General features: G+C 65.2%; 22 protein-coding genes and 1 pseudogene. 12 read left to right on the forward strand and 11 right to left on the reverse strand.

Annotation, left to right across the window (positions count from 1 at the left end):
* Positions 1-9: 9 nt before the first annotated feature.
* Positions 10-708, reverse strand: coding sequence for a septum site-determining protein MinC (gene minC, locus QY049_RS04860; protein ID WP_301269104.1), 699 nt, complete (start codon positions 706-708; stop codon positions 10-12).
* Positions 709-1,186: 478 nt separating this feature from the next.
* Positions 1,187-1,678, reverse strand: a complete 492-nt coding sequence (locus QY049_RS04865) for a MarR family winged helix-turn-helix transcriptional regulator (RefSeq protein ID WP_301269105.1) — start codon at positions 1,676-1,678, stop codon at positions 1,187-1,189.
* A 522-nt stretch (positions 1,679-2,200) separates the two neighbouring features.
* Between QY049_RS04865 and QY049_RS04870 the strand changes: the two genes are divergently transcribed.
* On the forward strand, positions 2,201-4,057 hold the full coding sequence (locus QY049_RS04870; RefSeq protein WP_301269106.1) for a tannase/feruloyl esterase family alpha/beta hydrolase: 1,857 nt from the start codon (positions 2,201-2,203) through the stop codon (positions 4,055-4,057).
* Between the two features lie 97 nt (positions 4,058-4,154).
* On the opposite strand, the gene QY049_RS04875 is transcribed toward QY049_RS04870, so the two are convergent.
* On the reverse strand, positions 4,155-4,412 hold the full coding sequence (locus QY049_RS04875; protein WP_194476190.1) for a hypothetical protein: 258 nt from the start codon (positions 4,410-4,412) through the stop codon (positions 4,155-4,157).
* Positions 4,413-4,476: 64 nt separating this feature from the next.
* Positions 4,477-5,421: a DUF2778 domain-containing protein gene (locus tag QY049_RS04880; RefSeq protein ID WP_246755888.1), complete on the reverse strand. Its 945-nt coding sequence runs from the start codon at positions 5,419-5,421 to the stop codon at positions 4,477-4,479.
* Positions 5,422-5,621: 200 nt separating this feature from the next.
* Here QY049_RS04880 and QY049_RS04885 point away from each other — a divergent pair, with 200 nt between their 5' ends.
* Positions 5,622-6,059, forward strand: coding sequence for a DUF1810 domain-containing protein (locus QY049_RS04885; RefSeq protein ID WP_258761901.1), 438 nt, complete (start codon positions 5,622-5,624; stop codon positions 6,057-6,059).
* 102 nt (positions 6,060-6,161) lie between these two features.
* Entirely contained in the window at positions 6,162-8,243 is a 2,082-nt protein-coding gene (locus tag QY049_RS04890; protein WP_301269107.1) for a methyl-accepting chemotaxis protein, read from the forward strand.
* Between the two features lie 13 nt (positions 8,244-8,256).
* On the opposite strand, the gene QY049_RS04895 is transcribed toward QY049_RS04890, so the two are convergent.
* The 3 genes from QY049_RS04895 to QY049_RS04905 all read right to left on the reverse strand — a co-directional run bounded on the left by QY049_RS04895 (position 8,257) and on the right by QY049_RS04905 (position 10,937).
* The gene (locus QY049_RS04895; RefSeq protein ID WP_301269108.1) at positions 8,257-9,234 is read right to left on the reverse strand and encodes an acyltransferase; all 978 of its coding nucleotides are present in this window, start codon (positions 9,232-9,234) and stop codon (positions 8,257-8,259) included.
* 113 nt (positions 9,235-9,347) lie between these two features.
* Positions 9,348-9,938 carry an NADPH-dependent FMN reductase gene (locus QY049_RS04900; RefSeq protein ID WP_301269109.1) on the reverse strand — a complete coding sequence of 197 codons (591 nt, stop codon included), beginning with the start codon at positions 9,936-9,938 and terminating at the stop codon, positions 9,348-9,350.
* Between the two features lie 51 nt (positions 9,939-9,989).
* The gene (locus tag QY049_RS04905) at positions 9,990-10,937 is read right to left on the reverse strand and encodes a helix-turn-helix domain-containing protein (RefSeq protein WP_301269110.1); all 948 of its coding nucleotides are present in this window, start codon (positions 10,935-10,937) and stop codon (positions 9,990-9,992) included.
* Between the two features lie 300 nt (positions 10,938-11,237).
* On the opposite strand from QY049_RS04905, the gene QY049_RS04910 reads away from it, so the two are divergent.
* The 3 genes from QY049_RS04910 to QY049_RS04920 are packed head-to-tail and all read left to right on the forward strand — an operon-like array spanning position 11,238 to position 13,833.
* On the forward strand, positions 11,238-12,329 hold the full coding sequence (locus tag QY049_RS04910; protein ID WP_301269265.1) for a DUF2336 domain-containing protein: 1,092 nt from the start codon (positions 11,238-11,240) through the stop codon (positions 12,327-12,329).
* Between the two features lie 3 nt (positions 12,330-12,332).
* Positions 12,333-12,653: a PilZ domain-containing protein gene (locus tag QY049_RS04915; RefSeq protein ID WP_194476197.1), complete on the forward strand. Its 321-nt coding sequence runs from the start codon at positions 12,333-12,335 to the stop codon at positions 12,651-12,653.
* Between the two features lie 58 nt (positions 12,654-12,711).
* Positions 12,712-13,833 (forward strand): HD-GYP domain-containing protein, encoded by a 1,122-nt coding sequence (locus tag QY049_RS04920; protein WP_301269111.1) that lies wholly within the window; start codon positions 12,712-12,714, stop codon positions 13,831-13,833.
* A 35-nt stretch (positions 13,834-13,868) separates the two neighbouring features.
* On the opposite strand, the gene QY049_RS04925 is transcribed toward QY049_RS04920, so the two are convergent.
* Positions 13,869-14,072 (reverse strand): hypothetical protein, encoded by a 204-nt coding sequence (locus QY049_RS04925; protein WP_194476199.1) that lies wholly within the window; start codon positions 14,070-14,072, stop codon positions 13,869-13,871.
* A gap of 133 nt (positions 14,073-14,205) precedes the next feature.
* Positions 14,206-14,370: a hypothetical protein gene (locus QY049_RS04930; RefSeq protein WP_258761907.1), complete on the reverse strand. Its 165-nt coding sequence runs from the start codon at positions 14,368-14,370 to the stop codon at positions 14,206-14,208.
* A 158-nt stretch (positions 14,371-14,528) separates the two neighbouring features.
* Here QY049_RS04930 and QY049_RS04935 point away from each other — a divergent pair, with 158 nt between their 5' ends.
* The 3 genes from QY049_RS04935 (at position 14,529) to QY049_RS04945 (ending at position 16,721) form a co-directional block, all read left to right on the forward strand.
* Entirely contained in the window at positions 14,529-15,491 is a 963-nt protein-coding gene (locus QY049_RS04935; RefSeq protein WP_258761908.1) for an alpha/beta hydrolase, read from the forward strand.
* Between the two features lie 26 nt (positions 15,492-15,517).
* Entirely contained in the window at positions 15,518-16,390 is an 873-nt protein-coding gene (locus QY049_RS04940; RefSeq protein ID WP_301269112.1) for a dienelactone hydrolase family protein, read from the forward strand.
* Positions 16,391-16,472: 82 nt separating this feature from the next.
* Complete coding sequence (locus QY049_RS04945) at positions 16,473-16,721, forward strand: hypothetical protein (protein WP_194476202.1); 249 nt, start codon at positions 16,473-16,475, stop codon at positions 16,719-16,721.
* A gap of 58 nt (positions 16,722-16,779) precedes the next feature.
* Here the strand turns inward: QY049_RS04945 and QY049_RS04950 are convergent, their stop codons facing one another.
* On the reverse strand, positions 16,780-17,655 hold the full coding sequence (locus QY049_RS04950) for an MBL fold metallo-hydrolase (RefSeq protein WP_301269113.1): 876 nt from the start codon (positions 17,653-17,655) through the stop codon (positions 16,780-16,782).
* Between the two features lie 68 nt (positions 17,656-17,723).
* A complete protein-coding gene (locus tag QY049_RS04955; RefSeq protein WP_194476204.1) occupies positions 17,724-19,346 on the reverse strand; it encodes an ABC-F family ATP-binding cassette domain-containing protein in 1,623 nt (540 codons plus the stop codon).
* 198 nt (positions 19,347-19,544) lie between these two features.
* Between QY049_RS04955 and QY049_RS04960 the strand changes: the two genes are divergently transcribed.
* The 3 genes and pseudogenes from QY049_RS04960 to QY049_RS04970 all read left to right on the forward strand — a co-directional run bounded on the left by QY049_RS04960 (position 19,545) and on the right by QY049_RS04970 (position 24,105).
* The gene (locus tag QY049_RS04960; RefSeq protein ID WP_301269114.1) at positions 19,545-20,633 is read left to right on the forward strand and encodes a hypothetical protein; all 1,089 of its coding nucleotides are present in this window, start codon (positions 19,545-19,547) and stop codon (positions 20,631-20,633) included.
* A 181-nt stretch (positions 20,634-20,814) separates the two neighbouring features.
* Positions 20,815-23,584, forward strand: a pseudogene (locus QY049_RS04965) (xanthine dehydrogenase family protein molybdopterin-binding subunit).
* Entirely contained in the window at positions 23,581-24,105 is a 525-nt protein-coding gene (locus QY049_RS04970; protein WP_301269115.1) for a (2Fe-2S)-binding protein, read from the forward strand. The pseudogene QY049_RS04965 and the gene QY049_RS04970 overlap by 4 nt, the downstream one beginning before the upstream one ends.
* Positions 24,106-24,110: the final 5 nt, after the last annotated feature.

The following is a 24,110-nucleotide window of genomic DNA, read 5'->3' on the forward strand; positions in this document are numbered from 1 at the left end:
TCCTTCTGGTCAGTTCAGCGCAGTAATTCGCATGGTGTTGCCCTGCAGCCAGGCCTGGGCTGGCCGGCCGCGCAAGGCTTCGTCGATGTCGTCGGCAGTCTGATAAAATCCGTCGATTGCAAGCAGTTCGGCCTCGATCTTCTGGCAATAGATGCGCGCGCTCGTGTGACCGTTCACGCCCGCCATGGCGCGGCCGCGGAGCGCGCCGTAGATGTGGATGGACCCGCCGGCAACGACCTCGGCGCCGGAGCCGACCGAGCCCAAAATGGTGACGTCGCCTTCGGGGAAGATCACGGTCTGGCCGGAGCGCACGGGGCTCTCGAGCAGCAGCGAAGTCGGCCTGGTCTCGGCCTTCGCATCCGGTTTCCTGGGTGCAGACTGCTCGATCACGCAGCTCCGTCCGCCCGAGAGCAGCGGCGGCATGGATGGCGTGAGCCGACCCTCCTCCACGCCCTCGATGCCGAGCACGCGGATGTTGCGGTCCTGCAGGCTGGTGAGCAGATGGCCGATGCCCGACTGGCTGAGATCGACCGAGGACAGGTCGACCACCACGGGCCGCCCGGCGAAGAAGCCCGGCGAGCGCGCGATGGTGGCGTCGATCTCCTGGAGCCAGTCCTGGATCGGAACCGTCGGCACGAACACGAAGGCCACATAGGAGCGCCCGCGCAGGCGCACCATCTGGCGTTGGACTTTTGCTGCAGCCTCCATGGCGGCCGACTCGTTCCCTGTTATTGAATGGTTAACGATGCCGCCGATATGGTTAACGTCCGGTTAATCTCTCCGTGGGGTTACGCGGGTGGCGCGAGGCCAGCGCCCTGCCCGTAGCCCGGATGGGCAAGGGCGCCGCGGAGACCGCCGCGCCCTTCTCATCGTCAAATCTTGTTGCGCATCTTGCTCAGCAGATGGTTGTCGTAAAAATTCTCCGCGATCTGCGTGTAGAACAGCCGGATTCACGCCGTCGTATTTCTCGAGCATCCAGGCGCCGGCGGCGGACGCGGCCTGCTTGACGATCGCCTGGTACTGTACGGCGTTTCATGATGGGTCTCTCCCTCGGCCTCAGGCTTGAAATGGATGGCGTAAGCCGCGGTCTTCGCGGACCGTCTGTCCGTTCCAGCCATGCAGTTCAAGCCATGATCAAGGAGGGGCGACCTGCCGAATCGCCGCCGTCGCATGCCCCGAGGATCGCTCAGGCGTGCCCCACGAAGATCGACAGCGCCTGTCGCAATTCCTTGTAGGCGCGCGGTCCGATCTTGGCTGCGAGCGCCTTGTCACTCGCGGCGGCCGCCGGCCTCAGCCGGCCCAGCAGCGCCGTGCCGGTCTCGGTCAGGTAGAGCACGTAATAGCGGCGGTTGATCGCCGACGCCGTGCGCCGAACGAGGCCGCGGCCTTCAAGATGATCTACCAGCCTGCCGAGCCCTGCCCGCTCGATCGACAGAAGCTGCGCGACGGCGAGTTGGTTGACGCCGGGATTGGCGTCGATCACGCAGAGCACGGAAAACTGCGCGGGGCTCATCTCGAAGGCCGCCAATTGCCGGCTGAACTCCTTGAAGATCCAGAGCTGCGCCCGGCGGATGGAATAGCCGAGCAGCTGCGAGAGATCTCCAAGCGCAAGCGGTTTCGCCCGGACCGGCGTCGCGCCGGACGCGACGCGCGGTGCGGCTCGCGAGGGCTTGGTCACACGCGCCTGAGGTCGCTTGGATGCGACCCGTTTTCTCACCGGTGCCTTGCCTGGCTGCATCGTCGCGCGTCTTTCGCAAAGCCTGTGCACGCGCACCCGGCTGGGATGTGTGGATTCGGGCAATGAGTCTAACGCAACGCCGCCCGATCGAGAAGCCGAGCGAAACCCGGCCATCGGGCCTGCAGCTTCTACGACAGGTTGCACGGCAATATCGCGCAATGCGTCATGTTGACACGGCAACATGGCTCGCCTAAGGATCGTGAAAACCCGCCGTGACACGAGCGGGTTCAAGGGGAGCGAACGTCCGTGCCGTCATCTGGGGTGGGCACCGATCCGCATGCCATTGCGCATCGCGTCGGGAGACTTTTCACGCGACCGAAGCTGCGTCGTGGCTCATCGCCGGCGCGCGCGTATCTCCAAACGGCAATTCCAAGGATGCTTCCGATCACGTGACGCTTCGCCGGATGGCGGGCGCCAGGCGCTTTCGTTCGATCATCAGCAATGAAACCGGGAGGGCATGACATGAACCGACTTTTCCTCGCCTCGTCGATCATCGCCACATGGGCATCTGTTGGCCCGCAGGCCGCCGCGCACGGGCTACCGCCGAGCGGCGTCGCCCCGCGCGCGTCCTGCACCGCCCTCACCGGCCTCACGCTTCCGAACACGCAGATCCTGAGCGCGACGCAGAAGCCGGGCTATTGCAACGTGGTCGGCATCATCAACAAGCGCGTCTCCACGCAGGACCCCGATCATTTCACCTACGGCATCGGCTTTGCGCTCAACCTGCCCAACACCTGGCACGGCCGCTTCGAGATGATGGGCGGCGGCGGCACCGACGGCAGCCTCAATCCCGACCCGCAGGGCGCGGCCGGAGTCGAGGTCGGCCAGGGCTGGGCGGTCGCGGCCGATGACGGCGGCCACGAGGACAGCGCGACCAATGTGGTCGGCGGCCATCAGGACGACGATGCCAATGCCGGCGGCTCCGCACATTTCGCGATCGATGCGCAGGCACGCCGCGACTACGGCTACAACGGCATCGAGAAGACCGCGACGACCGCCAAGCAGATCATCTCCTATTTCTACGGCCTCGACACCGTCCATTCCTACATCATGGGCTGCTCGAACGGCGGGCGCGATGCGATGGTCGCCTCGCAGCGGTCGCCCTGGCTGTTCGACGGCGTGATCTCGCAGAACCCCGGCTTCAACTTGCCGCAGGCGGGCCTTGCCGAAGCCTGGAACGAACAGGTGCTCGGCACGCTATCAACCAGCAAGGATGTCAACGGCCAGCCGTTCATTCCCGACACCTTCCCGCAGCAGGACCTTCAGGTGGCGTCGGCCGCGATCCTGAGCGCCTGCGACGCGCTCGACGGCCTCGTCGACGGCATCATCGACAATTACCACGCCTGCACGGCGAAGAAGGTTTATCCGGCACTCGCGAGTTACACCTGCGGCACCGGCACGCACGGCGGCACGCCGCATGGCGGCACCTGTCTCACCGGCGCGCAGGTCGATGTGCTGAAGAAGATCTATGCCGGCCCGGTCAATTCAAAGGGCGAGCGGCTCTATTCGAACTGGTTCTGGGATGCCGGCATCTGGACGCCGCCCACCGCGCCCGGTGCAGGCTGGCAATTCTGGAACGTCGTCACCGCCCCGGTGCCCGGCGTCAACACCGCGATCAATTTGACGCTCGGCGCCGGCGCGATCCCGATGATCTTCCAGACGCCGCCCGTGGTCACGCCCGTCAACGGACCGAACGGCCAGGAAGCCTTCGTGTTCAAGTTCAGCTTCGACACCGACGCGCCGAAGATCTTCACGAAGACGGCGGCCTATCCGGAAAGCTCGATGGACTTCATGGCGGCGGTCTCGACCGATTTGCGCCCGTTCAAGTCGCGCGGCGGCAAGCTGATCATCTCGTCCTCGGTCAATGACGGCATCTTCTCGGGCGCCGCGATCGCACGCTGGTATCGCAAGATGAACCAGCGCATGGACAATCATGCGAGCGATTTCGCGCGGCTGTTCATGATCCCCAACATGGCCCATTGCGGCGGCGGCGCGGCCACCACCAGCTTCGCCACCAACGAGCTCAAGGCCATCACGGACTGGGTCGAGAATGGCATCGCGCCGGAACGCATCGTCGCGGCCAACACCAACACCGCCTCGCCCTACCCGACCGGCGGCTTATTCGATCCGCGAATTGCCCAGAACTTCCCGGCCGGAGGCACGCGACCGCTCTGCGTCTATCCCAAGATCGCATCGTACAAGGGCAGCGGCCTGACCAGCGATGCCGCCAACTTTGCGTGCATCGATCCCGGCTTCAGCCGTGGCGGCGACCACGACTTCCACGACGATGACGACGGCCGCAGCCGCGATCAGGATTGACCATCGCGCCTCCGTATCGTGTCCCGGACGCGCTGCAACGCTCTTAGCTTTGCCGCGCTGCGTCCCGGGCGCAAGCGGACAGAGCTCGCGCTAGAACTCAGAGCAGCTTGGCGCTCACGAACAGCGCGCGCACCGCGTTGGTCGCCTGGACCGCAAGCATGGCATTGCCGGCGGCGCCCTCCAGCGCGTGGACGGCGTCGTCATGCAGGGAGCGGAATTCCATCCACTCGACCGATTTGAAGTTGGTGAGGAATTGATAGGCCTGGCCGACCGTCGCGATCGCCAGCGTGTCACCGTTCAGCTTGATCTTGAACGTGGTGCGCAGCGGGGTCTCGGAGCTTGCTGGATCACTCATGGGCTGCTTCTGGACGACAACGGCTTAACGAAGGGAAAACGGCAGCCCCGCCGTCCAGCGAATATCAGGAATCGGTGCTGCCGCGCTGCGAGGCGGTCGTCGCGCCGCTCAGGCTCGGCACCACGACCAGGCGGTTGAACTCGCCATTGTCGTAGGCCTTGAGGAAGCGATCATAGTCCTTGATCGAGACGCAGCCGTTGGAATCGCCGCGCGGCCCGAGCATGTAGGTGTGGGTGAGCAGGCCGACGCGGCCGAGCGCGCTGGTGCCGTCCGTCGGCGTCATGCGCAGCGCCCGCACGCCGTGGAACAGTTTTTCGCGCGGCTTGAGGTCGTAGGTCGCAGGCGGGGTCGCGCCGACCATGCGCTGGTCGACATGGTCAGGATCGTCCATCAGCGCGCCCATGCCCGAATGGGCCTCGATGGTGACGCCGCTCGGCAAGTAAAGCGCCTTGGCCTTGATGTCGTAGACCGCGGTTCGCGAATCGTAGCCGAGCGCGGCGAGATCCGGCGCCTTGCCGAACAGGCCGCTGTCGGGTGTCAGCGAGGCCAGCCTGATCTTGTCGGTGAATTTCTCGAAGAAGTTGCGATTGTCGACGCGAGGATTGCTCTCGGCATAGGCCTGGCTGGAGGCAATCTGCGCGCTGAAGTCCGCCTGCACCGGCCGCGAGCGCGGCATCGGGACAGCGTCGGCGTGCTGCGAGGACTTCGCGGTCTCGTCGGTTGCAGACGGGTCGTTCTCGGCGAGGGTGGAGCGCCAGTCGTCGCCCTGGAGCTTTTGGGCGAGCATCGCCTTGGCATCGCGCAGCTTGAGCTGGACAGCGTTCAGGGCGGAGCGCTCCATCGTCCGCAGACCAAGCTCTCGCGCAGGCGGGTTGCCCGACAGCGAGGCGAAGCGGTCTTCGAACGACGGTGCATTGGCCGGCGGCAGTGCAGCAGTGACCAGCGGGGTCGAGTCGCCGATATCGGCGACCCACGCAGCGGCGCCGAGCGCCAGCGCGATGGCAGCCATAGACAGCAGTATTGTCTCGGCTCGCCCAATACGGCGGCGCGACAACAGCCTCTCGGCGCGTACGCGGTCGGAAACCATCAGATCCCCAAATCAGCCCCCGGGGGACCCAACCCCCACCCGGAGACTCTCTATACCAGCTACCACATTGGGAGCCAAAAGTTAGGCATAATCGCGGCCGGCAAGTCGCCCGGAGGTATCCTATGACCGATCCTTTCGATCTAGAGCGCTTCCTGAGAGCCCAAGACCCGGTTTTTCGCGCCGTCCAGGGTGAGCTGGCCGAGGGACGGAAGCAAAGCCACTGGATGTGGTTCGTCTTTCCGCAAATCACCGGCCTCGGATTCAGCGCGATGTCCCAGCGCTACGCCATCGGCTCGCGCGCGGAGGCCGAGGCCTATCTCGCCCACCCCGTCCTCGGCCCGCGCCTGATCGAATGCACTCGCCTCGTGCTCGCCGTGCAAGGGCGAACCATCAATGCGATCCTCGGCGCGCCCGACGACGCCAAATTCCGCTCGTCGATGACGCTGTTCGGCGAGGTCGCCGCAGAACCCGTTTTCGGCGAAGCGCTCGCCAGATATTTCGACGGTGAGCGCGATGATGCGACGCTGGAGATCCTCGCAGCCCTTGATCGAAAGACCTAGCCGGCACCCGTCTCGCGGCCGGCAGCGTAAACCCGCAATTAAGGCGCTCGCTCTATTTTTCGGAGAATTTCCTTCTCCACCTGCGCAATTGCTGGACGAACCATGAAAATCGGTACGCTGCTGACCACTGCCATCGTCTCGCTCTCGACCGTCGGCGGAGGTCTTGCCGTCTACGTCGCCGTGACGAAATACCAGACGATAGAGCGCATCACCGAGGCGCAGGGCCGGCTCGCCATCGTGCGTGCCGTCAGCGACATCCCGCGCTATCTCAACCCCGAGCGCGGTTTTGCCACCAACATCCTCTATGGTCCTGCGACTGTCGACCCTGCCCAGCTGTCCGAGCACGACAAGCTTCGCAAGCAGACCGACGGCGCGCGCGACAAGATGAACGCGCTGCGCAAGGAGCTGCCCGGCGCGTTCGATGACGGCGGCACCATCGGCAGCAACATCGACGCCATCAATTCGAAATTCACTTCACTGCGCGAAGCCGTCGACCAAGCCATCGCGGGGCCGGCAGACGCACGCAAGGACGCCGCCAGAAAGATCGTCGCCGACAATGCCGTGCTCAACGCCGGCGTTACCGCGCTGCTCAACGAGCAGGTCCGCCGCATGGCGATCCTCAATGGCGATGCCTACCGCCAGGCGAGCTATGCCAACATCGCGATGACGCTGCGCGACATCGGCGGTCTCAATGCCAGCGTGCACAAGAACCTCGTCGGCGGCAAGAAGGTGGCGACCGATGCCGAGAAGGCCGATGTTGCCCGCATGCAGGGTCGCAACGACCAGATCGTGATGTCGCTCCAGGAACTGCGCGGTAACCCCACCACGCCCGCGAACGTCGCATCCGCCCTGGAGAGGATGAACACCGTCTATGTCGAAGGCTTCGGCCGCGAGCTGAAACTCGTCAAGGACGGCGCGGTCAGCGGCAAATACGAGCACGACGTCGGCACCTACTACGCCGCATCGCAACTCGGTCTCGGCGCGATCATCGGCGTCCGCGACGCCTTCTACGACAATGCCGAGCAGATCCTCGCCGGCGCGTCCGCCGCCGCGCGCACCAGCTTCACGATCGCACTTGTCGGCCTGCTCGCCGTGCTGATCGCCAGCGCCGGCCTCATCGTGATGGTCCGCCGCCGCGTCTGCGCTCCCATCGTCAGCCTGACGACCCGGATGTCGCAGCTCGCCGACGGCGACGTTGCGGATGCCATCCCCGGCGCCGAGCGTTCCGACGAGATCGGGGCGATGGCCGCGGCCGTGCAGGTCTTCAAGGACAACATGATCCGCGCCGACAGGCTCGCGGCCGAAAAGCAGGCCGAGAACGACGGCAAGATGCGCCGCGCCCAGGCGCTCGACGAATTGACCCGCGCCTTCGAGTCCAAGATCACCGAACTGGTCGGCGGCCTGTCGCAGGCCTCCTCCACCATGGAGAGCACCGCGCAGTCGATGACCTCGACGGCGGCCCAGACCAACAGCCAGGCCGCGGTCGTCGCTGCCGCCTCCGAGCAGACCTCGACCAACGTGCAGACCGTCGCCAGCGCGACGGAAGAGCTGACCTCCTCGATCGCCGAGATCGGCCGTCAGGTCGCGCAATCGACCGAGATCGCGGCCCGCGCCGTCGACAACGCCCGCCGCACCGGCGACACCGCGCGTGCACTTGCCGAAGGCGCGCAGAAGATCGGCGACGTCGTCACGCTGATCCAGAGCATCGCCGAGCAGACCAATTTGCTGGCGCTCAACGCCACCATCGAGGCCGCGCGTGCCGGCGACGCCGGCCGCGGCTTTGCGGTCGTCGCGTCCGAGGTGAAGTCGCTGGCCGGACAGACCGCCAAGGCCACCACCGAGATCTCCGAGCAGATCACGGCGATCCAGGCCGCGAGCGACGAGACCGTGAACGCGATCCGCAACGTCGCCGACGTCATCGCCGAGATCGACCAGATCGGCACCGCGATTGCGGCCGCGATCGAGGAACAGGGCTCGGCGACCCGGGAGATATCCCGCAGCGTCCAGGAAGCCGCGCGCGGCACCCAGGAGGTCAACACCAACATTTCAGGCGTGCAGCGCGCGGCAGACGACACCGGCACGGCCGCGCAGGAGGTTCTCGGCGCCGCCGAACAGCTCTCGACCCAGTCGCGCGACCTTGCCGGCCAGTTCGACCGCTTCCTCGGCGAAGTCAGGGCGGCTTAGGGCAGCAACGACGTCAGGCGGGTTTTGTCACCATCCGCCTGCGGCCGACCTCGATGAAAGGCACTTCGACAAAGCGCCACATCAGCCAGGCCGCCGGCGTCGTGATCAGCACCCCGGCCGCGAACAGGATCGCCGCGCGCACGACCGACTGCTGGTCGAACGGCAGAAGACGGGCCGCAAGCGCAAGCCCGATCATGTGCAGAAGATAGAAGCTGTAGGATATGCGTCCGTAGAACCGGACGACATCGAGATCGAACGGCCGCAGCACGGCAAGTGTGCGCGGACCGGCCGCAAGGCAGATGAGTACGGACGCGCAAAGCGTTTCGAACGCGATCGTGACTGCGGTCTGCTTCCGGACCGCGACAATGAACATGACGGCGAAGGCGGCACAGGCAACGACGGTCGTCAGGGACGGTCGCAATCTCGATTGCGATGCATCGGTCAGCACGGTCCCGCTCGACTGCATGAGCAGGCCGACGACGAAGGCATACAGCGGCGCAAGATTGGTGGCACCGTCCAGCAGGTGCACATAGGGGCCCCAGAACGAGAGCGCGACGAGAATCGCGACCAGAATCCATACCGCCGTCGTTCCGTAACGCCGCAGCAAGGCATGGGACATCAGGATCACCGGAACCGCGACGCATTCCACGGTCAAGGACCACATCACGCCGTTGATGTCGCTCTTGATGAGAACCGCATTGAGGATCACGTTGAGCGGGTCGAACGAGGGCGGGCTCGAGCCCATGTAGAAGCCGAAGCTCTGATGGGCCAGCGCCAACAGCAGCACTGTCGCGATTGCGGCCGGCAGCAGCCGGAACAGCCGGTGACGCACGAAGGTGAATGGATCGGGATCCCGATCCAGCGATCGGGCCAGCAGGAATCCGCTGAGCGCGAAGAAGACGACAACCGGCGCCATTCCGGTGGCAATTGTGTCCCAGGACAGCGCGCAGGCGTGGAATGCAAGCACCGACAGGGCAGCGTACCCACGCATGGCCTCAAGCCGCGGCAAGAACGCCGAATTCCGTTGCGCTTCCATTGCGGTCAACGCATAGCCCAGCGGATCGCCGACGACAACCGCGCCCGGCGCCGCAGCCCGTCATGCGCTCAATACGGCGGCGCCTTGCGCGCGCGTTGCGCTTTCGCTGCCTCGATCCACCAGAGAAGATCATCTGCGAAGCGCGGGAACGAGCGTTCCAGCGCCTTGCCACCCTCGCCGATCGGCTCGCTGTCGGCCGACAAAGTCTGCGCGATCGGTCCGACGCCGATGGTGCTCGAGATCACCACCATGCCCATTTCCGACAGCGTGCCGTGCCAGGCGGTCGAGGCACGCGCGCCGGACAGGCGGCCAGCGGAATAGCTCACGATCGCGGCCGGCCGCCAGAACCACTCCTCCAGGAAATGGTCGGTGAGATTCTTCAAGCCCGGCTGAATGCCCCAATTGTATTCCCCGGTGACGAAGACGAAGCCGTCGGCGCCGCGGATCTGGCCGGCGAGTTTTTCCAGCGCCTCCGGAGCCGCACCCTTGGGATATTCCTTGTACATGCGGTCGAGCATCGGCAGGCCGATCGCCTTGGCGTCGATGAACTCGACCTCCTCGCCGCGGCTGCGCAGGCGATCGACGACGAACTTCGCAAGGCGGATGCCCATGCGGTCGGAACGGTAGGAACCGTAAAGGACGAGAATGCGGTTGCTCATGGCGGCAGGCTAGCATGAAACGGCGGAACGTGCCGCAGCCGATTGGCCGCGCTATCGTTTTCGCCCGAATTCCAGGGTCTGCGACGGCGTCTCGCCGAACTGGTCGCGGTAGCTTCGCGAGAAGTCGGACAGGTGCCAGAAACCGAAGGCCAGCGCCACGGCCTTCACGCTTTCGGCGCCGGCCAGCAGCCGCTGGCGAACCAGCCACAAGCGGCGCAGGCGCAGATAGCGGTGCAGGCTCATGCCGCGATAGCGCCGGATCACCTCATGCATGGTGCGAACGGACAGACCAAGCTTGCGCGCAACCTCCTCGCTGTAGATGGGCTGGGCGAGATCGTCCGACAGCAGCGCGCGGATCTGCTGGAACGTCCTGAAGTTCCGCTCGTCATTGGGCCACAGCGTCCAGCGCGCCGGAACGATGTCGGCGATTGCCGCGTCCGCCGCGCCGAACAGGGACTCCCGCATGGCCGCCGCCTTCAGCGGCACCTCGGCGGCCTCGATCGGATCGGATGCGGCCGCCACGACCTCCGTGACGGTTCGCCTCAACCGGTACAGGGCCGTGGTGCTGGTCTCGAACAATTTGAAGCTCGATGGCGCTTCCGGCCAGCCGCGATCCGTCACGCGCGGCCTGAATACGATCGAGGCAATCTGGCGCTGCACTTCCTCGATGGTGTTGTAGGAAGCACCACCGTCCCCGATGACGAGGACGGAGCGATCGCGCTGCGCGCCGTTGAAGCGAATGGGCACATCGAGATCGTCCATCGCGAATCCGATCGCGGTGCAATCGGCGACGAGTTGTGCATCGACCACGCGCGGGAAGGCGCGCGTGACGTTCACGTCGCAACCGGGCAGACGCAGGATGATCTGCTCGGCAGAAATCCTTCGCACGAACGGCGTGAACTCCACGTTCAGGCCTCGGATGGAACTGCGGAACTCATCGACGTCTGAAAAGCGAAATATGCTCGGCGCCAATCCGGGCGCATCATCAATATTGGTCATGACAAAATGAAACGCGGCACCGCCAAGCGGCGCGCATCCGGCAACATCACCGGCTCGATTTCCCCCTCCGAATGCCCCTGCAAGACCGAAAGAATCACTTTCCCCTGCCGATCAGTTGGCGGGGGTTCGATCCAAAGGACAAGCAAACGGATCGTATCCTGCCAATTTTCGATATCGTTTCCAACACGCAGAAGGTGCATTGATACCCGAAGACGCGGGGATCTAAAATTCAAATTAACGCCCATGGCGCGCAATGGCGGGCGTTGGATAGTCGAAATTTATTTGAGTTCAGGCCCTGCCATGACGGCAAATTCGCCTGCCGATATTCTGATCGAACTGGAAGAGGCGGTCGCATCATGTCCTTTGGACCGCTGTGCACGCATCCTCGAAGGTATCGTCCGCTTGCTTACCGGCAGTCGCGACCGGCCTCAGGAACTGCTCGCGAGTGTCGTTGACGGCGTTCTGCTTCGTCTGACGGAGCGGGTCGAGACCGGCGCGCTGGTCCAGCTCAGCACCGCTCTTGCCGAGCTCGGGGTGGCGCCGCCCGAGACGTTGCGACGCCTCGCATCGCACAACGACCCTGATGTGGCGTGCCCTATCCTGCTCAAATCGCAGGCACTCGCTACGACCGATCTCGCGGCGGTCGCGGCCTGCTGCGGCGAACGGCAGCAACGCGCGATCGCGGCGCGCCAGTGCATCGAGCCTGACGTGACCGAGGTGCTGATCGCGCGCGGCGACCAGATCTGCCTTGCGCTGATCAAGAACCCAGGAACAAAATTCTCCGAGGCCGCCTATGCCACGCTGGTCGCCGGCGCGGATCAGGACGGCGAGGTTGCGAAGGCGCTGGTGCTCCGGCCCGGTATCCCCGATCCGGTCGTGCGGAAATTGCTCGCCGCCCCTTCACGCAAGACCGCGCCGGCCAAGCCCACCGCATCCTCCGTTCCGCCCGCACAGGACGCCGCGCCGGCCCTGCCCTGCGCGGACGACTACGCGAACGCAAGACCCGAGATCGTCGCGCTCAGCCGCGTCGGCAAGCTCAACGATTCCACGGTGAACCGTTTCGCAATCCGCGGCGAGACCGCCAAGCTGCTCACGGCCTTGTCGGTGCTGTCGGGTGCTCCGATCGAGGTCGTCGAGCATGTCATGATCGACGACGATTGCGAGGGCCTGGTGATGGCCTGCCGGGCCTCGCGACTGAACTGGGCGACCACGCTCGCGATCCTGAGCAACCGCAACGGCGCACGGCTCTCCTTCGCCCAGCGCGAACGCGCGCAACTGACCTTTAATACGCTTCTCTTGTCGACCAGCCAGTGGACGGTGCGCTGGGGGGAGATCTCAGCGGGCGCAAACACGCGCGATCCGGGACATCGTGGCGCCGGAATGGGGAAATAGTCGATGAAGCTCGATGGCCGCAAGGACGCTCGCGTGAAAATGGATCACCGGCAACCCGTCAATCTGATGGGCTCGGACGGCACCTGGCGGCGCAGTTGCGTCTTGCTCGACGTGTCGAACACCGGCGCCAAGGTCGAGGTCGAGGGCACGCTCGACGTGCTGCAAGCCAAGGAATTCTTCCTGGTGCTGTCGTCGACGGGGCTGGCCTATCGGCGCTGCGAACTGGTCTGGATCGACGGCACCACCGCCGGCATTCACTTCGTCACAGCGGACGGCAAGAAGAAGTCGGTGAACGCAAAGGCGCTGGGCGCACAGGCCAAGTAGACAATCCGGCTCGAGGCAGCTTCGGGCCGGTTCAACTCTCATACAGTCCAGGCACTCCGTGCGGAATGCGCGAACCATCCCCAGCCCCGTCAAAGGCGAGGGCGGCACCCGAGCGGCGCGATCGGCGCGGCCCTTCGTACACGTGCTGGCCGACTCTTCCGACAAATTGTCGGGCATCTGCGCGGCACTCGAGCCGCAATTCGCAGTCGCGGGCGAACGGCTCGACGCGGAAGCGAAGCTGTCGCAAGTTCCGTCCGCAATCGTCGTCCGGGCCGAGCTGCGTGACGTCGACACCATCGCAGCGATCAAGAGGCGGTCCGCGCGACTGATCAAGGCGACGAAGCGCATCTTCCTCGTCGAGCATCTCTCCCACGTCTGCATCTCGCAAGCCTACGCACTCGGCGCGACGCTCGTACTTCCGGGGCTGACCCACAAGGCCAGGCTGCTGGCGGCCCTGGCTGATCCAGCCGGGCCAACGTCGGATTCGCCTGCCGGCTCGGCGGAGCCGGACAACGCCGTCGAAACCGCGGCGACCGCCATCGCGTCGATGTTCACGGCCGTCACCGTGGACCAGCCGCTCGATGTCGATGGCACCAGGGAGGCCGGCCGCAGGATCGCCGACCGCATCACCGAGCACGGCCTGTCGGAATGGCTCACGACGGTGCGGCGTCATCACGAGGGCACCTATCAGCATTGCCTGCTCGTCACCGGGGTGGCGATCGACTTCGGACTAAGCCTCGGTGTCCGACACTCCGATCTGGAGCGGCTGTATTCGGCAGCCATGTTCCATGACATCGGCAAGGCCCGTATCCCGCTCGCGATCCTGGACAAGCCCGGCCGGCTCGACGCCGCCGAGCGAGCGATGATCGAAACGCATCCAACCGCAGGCTACGACTTTCTCAAGGACCACGAGAACATCTCGCCGGAGATCCTCGATGCCGTCCGGCACCACCACGAGTATCTCGATGGCAGCGGCTATCCCGACGCGCTGGCCGGCGAGAGCATCAACGACATCGTGCGCATCCTCACGATCTCGGACATCTTCGCCGCGCTGATCGAGCACCGGCATTACAAGCCGACGATGCCGCGATCGGACGCCTACGACATTCTCTGCGGGATGACGGGAAAGCTGGAGAAGGCGCTCGTGAAGGCTTTCAAGGAGGTCGCACTCTCACGCTGAGCGCGGGCTGCGACGACGTCACGAGCGCGTGCCGATTAGTGCGTCGCCCGGTATTTGATCCGGCGCGGGATCGAGCGACAGGCCAGCCCCTCGGCGAGTTGCTTCATGTCCTCGCGCTTGCCGCTGCGGATCAGCCTGCTGAATTCTTCAGGGGTGAAAGGAAGCGTGGGATCATCATCGATCGGGCGCCGCATTCGCGGGCCGAAGAACCATCGAACCAGGCTAGCCAGCCGCCGCATGTCAATTCCCTCGCGCCAGCAACAAACCCTTCAGTCCGCGTATTGTTCCTCCTGCACGGTGGAGATTGCAAGAGGCGCCGAGGAGTCCGCACGAAAAATTTCGCGAGGGAATAATCTCCTCCGGCCTCGCAATTCAGTCGGCGAATCCGACGTAGCGCACGAACTCGTCGTTACCTTCGCGATCCGAACGAACGGCGTTCGCGGCAAAGTTGTCGTCGGGATAACCCATCGCAACGCAGGTCATGATGACCTCGTCCTCCGGAATCCGCGCGACCGCGCGCACGATGTCGGAGCGCATGATGCCTCGCCGTCGATGACGGAGCCGAGACCGCGGTCCCAGGCCGCCAGCACGATCCCGCAGAATCGCAATTGGTGCATGCGAGCCGTTGCCGATGCGGCGCGCCAAATCTATGCTGGCCCACAAGCAAGACAAAGAACCCTGTGAGGACCCGGCAAATGCCCGCACCGCTCGATCCCGTCATCGCAGAGATCATTCCGAAGCTGCCGCTGCGCGATCCCGCGACGATGACGCCACAGAGCGCCCGCGAATCCTTGCGCGCACTGGCTGCCGCGCGCGCGGCCGTGCCGCCGCCATCAGTCGATACCGTCCAGGATATCACGGTGAAGGGCGGCGCCGGCCCGCTGGATGCACGGGTCTACCGGGTCGGCGGCGCCACCGCGCCCACTGTCGTGTTCTTCCATGGCGGCGGCTGGGTCGCGGGCGATCTCGAGACCCACGACCGGCAGGCGCGCAATCTCGCGATCGAAACCGGCGCCGTCGTGGTCTCGGTCGACTATCGCCGCCCACCGGAGACCCGCTTCCCCGGCGCCTTCGAGGACGCGTTTGCTGCCGCAAGCGACATCTTCAACCGCGTTGCGGAATTTGGTGGCGATGCCAAACGCCTCGGCGTTGCCGGCGACAGCGCCGGCGGCAACCTCGCAGCCACGACCGCGATAGCATCTCGTGATGCCGGTATCAGGCTCGCCGCGCAGCTGCTGGTCTATCCCGTCACCGACGCCGTCGGCCTCTATGCGGACGCGCGCGAGAACGCACGCTTTCCCTCACGCACGGAGAATGCCGACGGCTACTTCCTCACGCGGGCCACCATGGAGTGGTTTTGCGGCCACTACTTCACCGATCCGGGAGATGCTACCGACTGGCGGGTGTCACCGCTGCGCGCCAGCTCGCTCGCGGGCCTCGCGCCCGCGATCGTGACCACCGCCTGGTTCGATCCGCTGCGCGACGAAGGCGCCGCCTATGCGAAAGCGCTGGAGGCCGCCGGTGTCCGCGTGAAGCATCATGAGGGCGCCGGCCTGATCCACGGCTATTTCGGGCTCGGCGACGCCTCCGACGTCGCCCGCGCCGAGGCCAGGCGAGCGCGCGCCGATTTCAAGGCGTTGCTGGCCCGCGGGGTCTGATCGCGTTGCGGCCCGGCGCATTCGCCTTGCGATCCCGTCTTGGCCATATCGTCGGCCTGATCGCAGCCTTGCTGCTATCGGTGCAGGCGGTCCTGGCCGCACCGCAGACCGTCTATTTCCGTAGCGCCGATGGCCGCACGGCGCTTACCGGCTATCTGTTCCAGCCGAGCAAGCCCGGCCCTTGGCCCGCCATCGTCATGCTGCACGGTCGCGGCGGCCCATATTCCAGCAACGACAATGAAGATTGCAGCTTCGTCGGCGCCGGCACCGTTTCGCCCTGCAATGCAGATACCTTGTCGAAGCGCCACGCGATGTGGGGCGCGTACTGGTCGGCACGCGGCTATCTCGCGCTGCTGCCGGACAGTTTTGGCCCGCGCGGCAAGGCGCATGGCTTTGGCCGCTTCACCCATGGCGACCCTGACCGCGCCGACGTCAACGAGATCAGTGTGCGCCCGCTCGACGCCGAGGGCGCACTCGCTTACCTGCGCGGCCGCAGCGACGTCGTCGCCGGTCAGATCTATCTCCAGGGCTGGTCCAACGGCGGCAGCACCGCGCTGAACGTGATGATCCGGCAAGGTCGTCAGGCCGGTTATCGCGGCGCCCTCGTGTTCTATCCCGGCTGCGGGCAGAGCGCGCTGCTGGCATCGACGATCCTGACGACGGCGCCGATCGCGATGTTCATGGGCGCCGAAGACGAGGAGGTCTCGCCGGCGCTCTGCCAGCGCGTCGCCGACCGCTCGCGGCAGGCGGGCAGTCCGATCGACGTCACCCTCTATCCCGGCGCGACCCATGATTTCGACGAGCCCTCGTCGCGCCGGCAAGCGACGCCGGGGAATCAGGCTGCCATGAACGATGCCCTCGTCAAGGCCGCAAGCTGGCTCGATCGCTGGAAAAATTGAGCCGCACGCGGATGCACCGCTTGATTGCGCCACGATTCCGGGCTCCAATCCGCTCGCCATTTTTGGTTTAGGGAGACACCCAATGATGAAACGGATTTTCCTGGCTGCGATCCTTGCCACCTTTGCGGCAGGCTCGGCTCTTGCGGACGACACCTGCGAGAGCAAGGCGGTCGGCAAGGACGGCAAGGCGCTCGCCGGCGCGGCCAAGACTTCGTTCATGAAGAAGTGCAAGGAAGACGCCTGCGCGCCCAAGGCCGTCGGCTCCGACGGCAAGCCGCTCGCCGGCGCCGCCAAGAACAGCTTCATGAAGAAGTGCGAGATGGGCGCGTAACGCTCTCCGGACTTCGACCGCGCCCGATACGCCCGCTGCATCGCGGGCGTATCTTTTTTCATGACCGCCTGAACCGGTAATCGAACGCATCGCCGAACGGCTTGATCAGGCCGACCGTCGGCGCCGGAAAATGGATCGGCAGGATCAGCGTGTCGGTGTCGGCAACCGACGCGAAGAACTTTCGCCGCGACACTGCCGACAGCTTTGCATCCCAATCGGGCCTCGCCGACCAGTCCGGCTCGCGGCACTGGATCTGGTGATGCATGAGATCGCCGGCGACCACCGCGCGCTGGCCTTTCGAGAAGATGTTCACGCAGCAATGACAGGGTGAATGCCCCGGCGTCGGCGTCAGCGTGACGGTGTCGTCGAGCGCGTAGTCGTCGTCGACCAGGAGCGCCTGCCCCGCCTCGACGATCGGCAGGCAATTGTCGCGAAACACGGTGCCGGGCGGGTTGTTGCCTTTGGCGTTCTCGGCCTCCCAGGCCGCGTACTCGCCCTTGTGAAAGACGTATTTCGCATTCGGGAAGGTCGGCACCCAGCGACCATCTCGTAACGTGGTGTTCCAGCCGGTGTGATCGATGTGCAGATGGGTGCAGAAGACATAGTCGATCTGCTCGAAGCCGATGCCGAGCGCGAACAATTCGTTGCGCCAGCGCTCCTTGCCGGGAAAGTCGAACGGCGGCGGATGGCCCTTGTCCTCGCCGGTGCAGGTGTCGACCAGGATGGTGTAGCGCGGCGTCCGCACGACAAAGGTCTGATAGGTGATCACCATCATGCCGCGCGCGGCGTCGAACACCTCCGGCTCCATCGTCGGCAGATGGCGCTTGAACACGGCGTCGTCATATCCAGGGAAAAAATCCTGCGGCCGCCGCCACGGCCCTTCCCGCTCGATCACCGCGTCGATGGTGATGTCGCCGATCCGCAGTTGCTTCATGGTTGTTCGCTCCCTTTTTGAGGGAGCGTAGCGGCAGGCGCCAACGCGTCAAGACGCGCGGAGGAATGCTAGCTCCGCAGCCCCGGCGCTTCCTGCCCGGTGCGTGCGACGTATTCGGTATAGCCGCCGCCATATTGGTGGATGCCCTCGGGCGTCAGCTCCAGCACGCGGTTCGACAGCGTCGCCAAAAAATGCCGGTCATGCGAGACGAACAGCATGGTGCCTTCGAAATCCGACAGCGCATTGATCAGCATTTCCTTGGTGGCGAGGTCGAGATGGTTGGTCGGCTCGTCCAGCACCAGAAAATTCGGCGGGTCGAACAGCATCTTTGCCATCACCAGACGCGCCTTCTCGCCGCCTGACAGCACGCGGCAGCGCTTCTCGACGTCGTCGCCGGAGAAGCCGAAGCAGCCGGCCAGCGCGCGCAAGCTCCCCTGCCCCGCGGTCGGAAACTGGTCTTCCAGCGACTGGAACACGGTGCGCTCGCCGTCGAGCAGATCCATCGCGTGCTGGGCGAAATAGCCCATCTTGACGCTGCCGCCGAGCGCCACGGTGCCCTCGTCCGGCTCGCTCGCGCCCGCAATGAGCTTGAGCAGCGTCGACTTGCCGGCGCCGTTGACGCCCATCACGCACCAGCGCTCCCTGCGGCGGATCATGAAATCCAGCCCGTCATAGATGCGCTTGCTGCCATAGCCCTTATGGACACCCTTGAGCGCCACGACGTCCTCGCCCGACCGCGGCGCGGGCAGGAAGTCGAACGCAATCGACTGGCGGCGGCGCGGCGGCTCCACGCGCTCGATCTTGTCGAGCTTCTTCACCCGGCTCTGCACCTGAGCGGCATGCGAGGCGCGCGCCTTGAAGCGCTCGATGAACTTGATCTCTTTCGCCAGCATCGCCTGCTGACGCTCGAACTGCGCCTGCTGCTGCTTCTCGTTCAGCGCACGCTGCTGCTCATAGAATTCGTAATTGCCGGTGTAAGTCGTGAGTGAGCCGGAATCGATCTCGACCACCTTGGAGATCACGCGGTTGATGAACTCGCGGTCATGCGAGGTCATCAAGAGCGTGCCTTCGTAGTCATGCAGAAACTTCTCGAGCCAGATCAGGCTTTCGAGATCGAGATGGTTGCTCGGCTCGTCGAGCAGCATGACGTCGGGGCGCATCAGGAGAATGCGCGCCAGCGCCACGCGCATCTTCCAGCCGCCGGAGAGTTTTCCGACGTCGCCGTCCATCATCTCCTGGCTGAAGCCGAGGCCCGACAGAGCTTCGCGCGCGCGACCGTCGAGCGCGTAGCCGTCGAGCTCCTCGAAGGCGTGCTGGACCTCGCCATAGCGCGCAATGATCTCGTCCATCTGGTCGGCCTTGTCGGGGTCGGCCATGTCAGCTTCGAGCTGACGCAGCTCGGCCGCGACCTCGCTGACGGGGCCTGCGCCATTCATCACCTCGGCCACGGCGCTGCGGCCACTCATCTCGCCGACGTCCTGGTTGAAATAGCCGATGGTGATGCCGCGATCGGTCGAGACCTGACCCTCGTCGGGCAGCTCCTCGCCGGCAATCATCCGGAACAGGGTGGTCTTTCCGGCGCCGTTCGGGCCGACGAGGCCGATCTTCTCGCCCTTGTTGAGGGCGGCGGAGGCTTCGATGAACAGGATCTGGTGGCCGGCTTGCTTGCTGACGTTGTCGAGGCGGATCATGAGGGTCTTTTGGGGGAATTTTGCGTTGCAGCGTAATAGGCCATGCCCTCGCCCAAGGGAAGCCCGGCGGGGTACGGGTTTCGTCCCCTCCTGAGAAATCCTTAGCAATTTTCGGCCAGAAGCGCTGACGGCGCCGTCCAGCGATTCTGGCGGGCGTCCGTCAACCTGACGTTTTGGAATGCTCCTGGGGAAATAAGGATGAAAACTCGCTTTGGCCTCGCCATCGCCACCGCGCTGATGCTCGGCGGCAATGCCGCAACGGCCCAGACCCTGCCCGACTACATGGCGCCGATCTCAGGCAAGACCAATGCCGCACCCGGCGAGGTCGCCACCAGGGACGTGCTCGCGCTGAACACGGCGATGTTCGACCTCTACGGCGACGCTGCAAAGGTGTTCCAGAAGAACATCCTCGACAAGCATCCGGTGATCCTCGGCCTGTTCTCCGGCGCCGGCGGACGCCTGATCCTCTACCGGCCCGGCCAGCCGCCGCTCGATGCGCCGCAGGTGCCGGTCGTCTATCAGCTGCTGAAATCGGTCGGCCACAGCACCATGGCGCTGGCCGAGGTGGTCGGTCCCTATGTCGACAATCCCGACAACAAATCCTGGCGCGGTTCGATGCTGGCCTTTCGCAGCCGGATGCAGTCGGCGCTGGACAGTCTCGACGCCACGCCGATGCAGGTCGACTGGCGCGACAACAACCGCACCATCCTCAAGAACAACATCGCCTTCATGGACGAGTGCCTCGCCAGCGGCGTCATCCCGTTCGCCAAGCTCGAAGCCTTCGGCAAGCAGCAGGCCCCATTCCTCGCCAAGAACGTCGCGTGGGCGGCCCAGACCCAGGTCGCGCACTGGATGGGCGTGCTGGCCGACTGGAAGACGCAGCTCGGTCCCGATTGGGAAAAGACCTACGCCGCCAGCAACACCATCTACGTCGCGAGGCAGAACAACGTGATCTTCAGCGTGCTCGCGCAGTTCTTCGGCCCCGACGCCATCAACACGCGCCTCTTGCTGATCGAGACGGTCTCCTTCACGACGACGCCGGCGGACATGCTGGAATCGCTGACGCGGATCATCGCCGATCGCTCGGTCGGCGCGCTGTTCTTCGGCAACTATCACCTGATGGACTATGAGCTGATGGGAGGCGACGCGCGCGCCGCGATCATCGCCGAAACAGGAAAGCGCGGCATGACGCCGTTCCTGCCACCACTGGTTCCGTTCGGCTCCAAGCAGTGGCCTACCTTGGTGACGCCGGGCCCCGGCCCCGCAACCATCGCCGATCTCAAATAGAAACATCGAAACACAAGGCGGCTGCATTCACCTCAGTCGCCTTCACCTCCCGTAAACGGCCGCCCTGTTCTATCTGCCCGTGGGCGAATCATGACAGCTTCGCGCCAGCGTTGGTGCGTAGGTGTCGCCACGGTGCCGCAAGCATCGTGTGCCCGAAGTAACCTTGTGCAAGGATGAGATCATGCGGCCTTCGCGACGCGAGTTCGTGAAGTTGATATCGGCGGGCGGTATTTCGGTCAGCCTGTCGCATCTTGCGGCGGCGGCGAGCGCGCCCTTCGCGGCACACGAGACGCTGCCCGGACGCGGCAACTTCAATCCCGCGACAAAGGGCGCAGGCCGCGTCGACGGCGTCGCCAAGGTCACGGGCGCAAAGCTCTACGCTTCCGACTTCCGCGCCAACGACATGCCTGGCTGGCCGCAGACCACCTCGCACGCGATTTTGGTCCGCGCCAACGACGCCACGCATGTCTACACCGGCATGGACCTCGCCCGCCTCGGCGGCACGCTGAAGCCATCCGTCATCGTGCAGGCAAGCGATCTCGACCGCATCGGCACGCAAGTGCCGGAGTTTTACGCCGGCGACCTGTTCTGTCCGCTCGGCAAGACGCCGCTTTATCTGGGACAACCGGTCGCGCTGCTGATCTTCGAAAAATTCGACGCCTTCGACCAGGCTCGCCTCGTGCTGCGCGACGGCACGTTCGTCACGTTCGGCGAAGAAACAGGACCGGTGATCGCGCCCGATTACGGCTCCTATCGCTTCACCCGCGTTGCGGGCGCCTCGCCCGACAAACCCGACGTCTATTCGCCGATCCAGGCCGGCTGGGTCTTGCCGAAGAAGATTCAGACCACCGCGCTGCCGGTGTGGTCGCCGCTCGCCAGGGAGATGCCGGCCGACTACGTCAAGGCCGCCAAGCTCGGCGAGCAGATCCGCGCGGAGCTCGCCGCGGACAATTCCTCGCTGCTCGTGCTCGACCGCGAGTTCGAGACGCAGTCAGTCGACCCGATGTTCCTGGAGCCGGAATGCGGGCTCGCCTGGTACGCTGGCAAGGGCGGCAATCTCGAGCTGGTGCTCGGCGTGCAGTCTCCCTACGAGGCCGCGGAATCGCTCGCGCATCTGCTGGCTAAGGCGCACGCGCCCTACAAGCCCTCGCATATCAATGCGCAGTTCGCCCATGTCGGCGGCGGTTTTGGCGGTCGCGACCACACGCCCTTCATTCTTTACGTCGCGCTGGCGGCGATCTGCTTCCCCGGCAAGCCGGTGCGGCTCGCGCATGACCGCTACCAGCAATTCCAGGGCGGCATCAAACGCCACCCGATCAAGATGCGCTCGCGCATCGGCATCGACCGCAAGACCGGCCTGATCAAAGCCTTTGCCGCCGACCACGTGCTCGACGGCGGCGGCCTGCAGAACTTCTCGGCCAACGTCGCCGTGGTCGCCGCAACAGGCGCGATCGGCATCTACGACATCCCGAAGGTCGACGTCACCACGACAGCGCTGCATTCGCGCGGCGTCACCGCCGGCTCGATGCGCGGCTACGGCACGCTCCAAACCATGACCGCGCTCGAAGCGCTGATCGACGAAGCAGCCGGCGAGCAAGCTCGATCCCATCGAATTCCGCCGCCGCAATGCCCTGAAGCAGAACGGCCGGACCATGACCGGCAATCCCTACATCGTTTCGGTGCGCACGCCCGAAATTCTCGACAAGCTCGAAAAGCATCCGATCTGGCAGCAGCGCGGGCAGCTCAGGCGAACCACCGGAGATCGCCTGGTCGGCACCGGCGTTGCCTGCGTCACCAAGGACTACGGCTCGGGCGCAGACTGCTCGCTCGGCCGCGTCGAGCTCGGCGCCGACGGCAAGATCGCGATCTTCTGCGACCATGTCGAGATGGGCAACGGCATCGGCACGGCGCTGGCGAACCGCGTCGCTAGTCATCTCGGCATCATCGCCGACGAGGTCTCGGTCGCGCGCGTCGACAGCTACGACGTGCTCGGCCTCGTCACCTCGGGTGATCCCTACACGATGGACCAGAAGACCCAGGACGCGGCGCAAAGGAATCCGCGTTGGGTGCCCTCGATCTCCTCGGCGACATCGGCCTCGATCGGCGCCCATGTCGGCACGCACTCGTCGTCCGAAGCCGCCCGCGTCATCTTCCGCTTCGGCCTGTGGCCCGCCGCGCTGGAGCTGTGGCGCATTCCGAAGACGGATCCCCGCGCCAAACAACCGGCGAATGCAAGCTGGCAGAACGGCGAGCTTACGATGCAAGGACTAGAGCCGCTGCCGCTGGCAAGACTCGCAGCAACCGCGCATGCGCGCGGCTTCGTCACCGGCGCGGTCACGCACAGTTTCTCGCGCTGGGCCTGGTCGCGGGCGCGCTTTCCGCTGTTCGGCGAGCAATATCGCGCCGAGATCGACGCGCTCGCGATCCGCCGCGGCGGCAACAAATTCGAGCGGATCACCCGCTCAAGCGTCGCGTTTCCGCCGACCGACAATAACCGCATTGGCACCGCCTACACCTCGATGTGCGGCACGCTCGCCCGCGTCGAGATCGAACGCGCAACCGGCGCGATCCGCATTGCCAAGGCTTACAGCGTGTTCGAATGCGGCACCGCGCTGGTGCCTGAAGTGGTGATGGGCCAGTCCCATGGCGGCTTCGCCATGGGCGTCGGCTACGCACTGCTGGAGACCCTGCCGCCGTTCGAGGGCGGTCCCGGCAACGGCGAATGGAATCTCGGCCGCTATCTCGTGGCACGTGGCTCCGACCTGCCCTTGCGCGATCTCGAGATCGAGATGCTGAAGCCGCTCACCCCGGACGAAGCGCCCAAGGGCATGGCGGAGGTCGTGATGATCCCGATCGTGCCGGCGCTGATCAACGCCATCCACGACGCCACCGGCCATCGCTTCCGCGCCTTGCCTGTGACGACCAATCTCCTGAAGGGAGTGCTCGCGTGACGACCCTCAGCCTCACCATCAACGGCCGGAAACATGGCCCGGTGGACGTCCGCGACGATCTCTCGATGAACGATTTCCTGCGCGAGATGCTCGGCATGACCGGCACCAAGTTCGGCTGTGGCGCCGCGCAGTGCCTGAGCTGCGCCATCATCGTCGACGAGCCAGACGGCACCAGCTACACCAGCCCGACCTGTATCGCGCCGGCCGTGAATTTCGACGGCAAGTCGATCCGCACCGTCGAAGGGCACGCCAAAGACGGCCAGCTCTCGCCCCTGCAGCAGGCCTTCATCGATCACTTCGCCTTCCAGTGCGGCTATTGCACCGCAGGCTTCCTTGGCGAGGGCCAGGTGCTGCTCGAACGTCTCGCGCGCGCTCCGGTCGCCCGCGAGGCGCTGGAGCAGACCATTGCGGATGCGCTCGACGGGCATCTGTGCCGTTGCACCGGCTACATCAGATATCACGAGGCGGTGCGCGACGTGATCCTCGCCGATTCCAGCCGCTATCTCGTCGCCACCAAGTGAGTACG

It is taken from the genome of Bradyrhizobium sp. WYCCWR 13022 (assembly GCF_030435535.1).
Classification (GTDB): Bacteria; Pseudomonadota; Alphaproteobacteria; order Rhizobiales; family Xanthobacteraceae; genus Bradyrhizobium.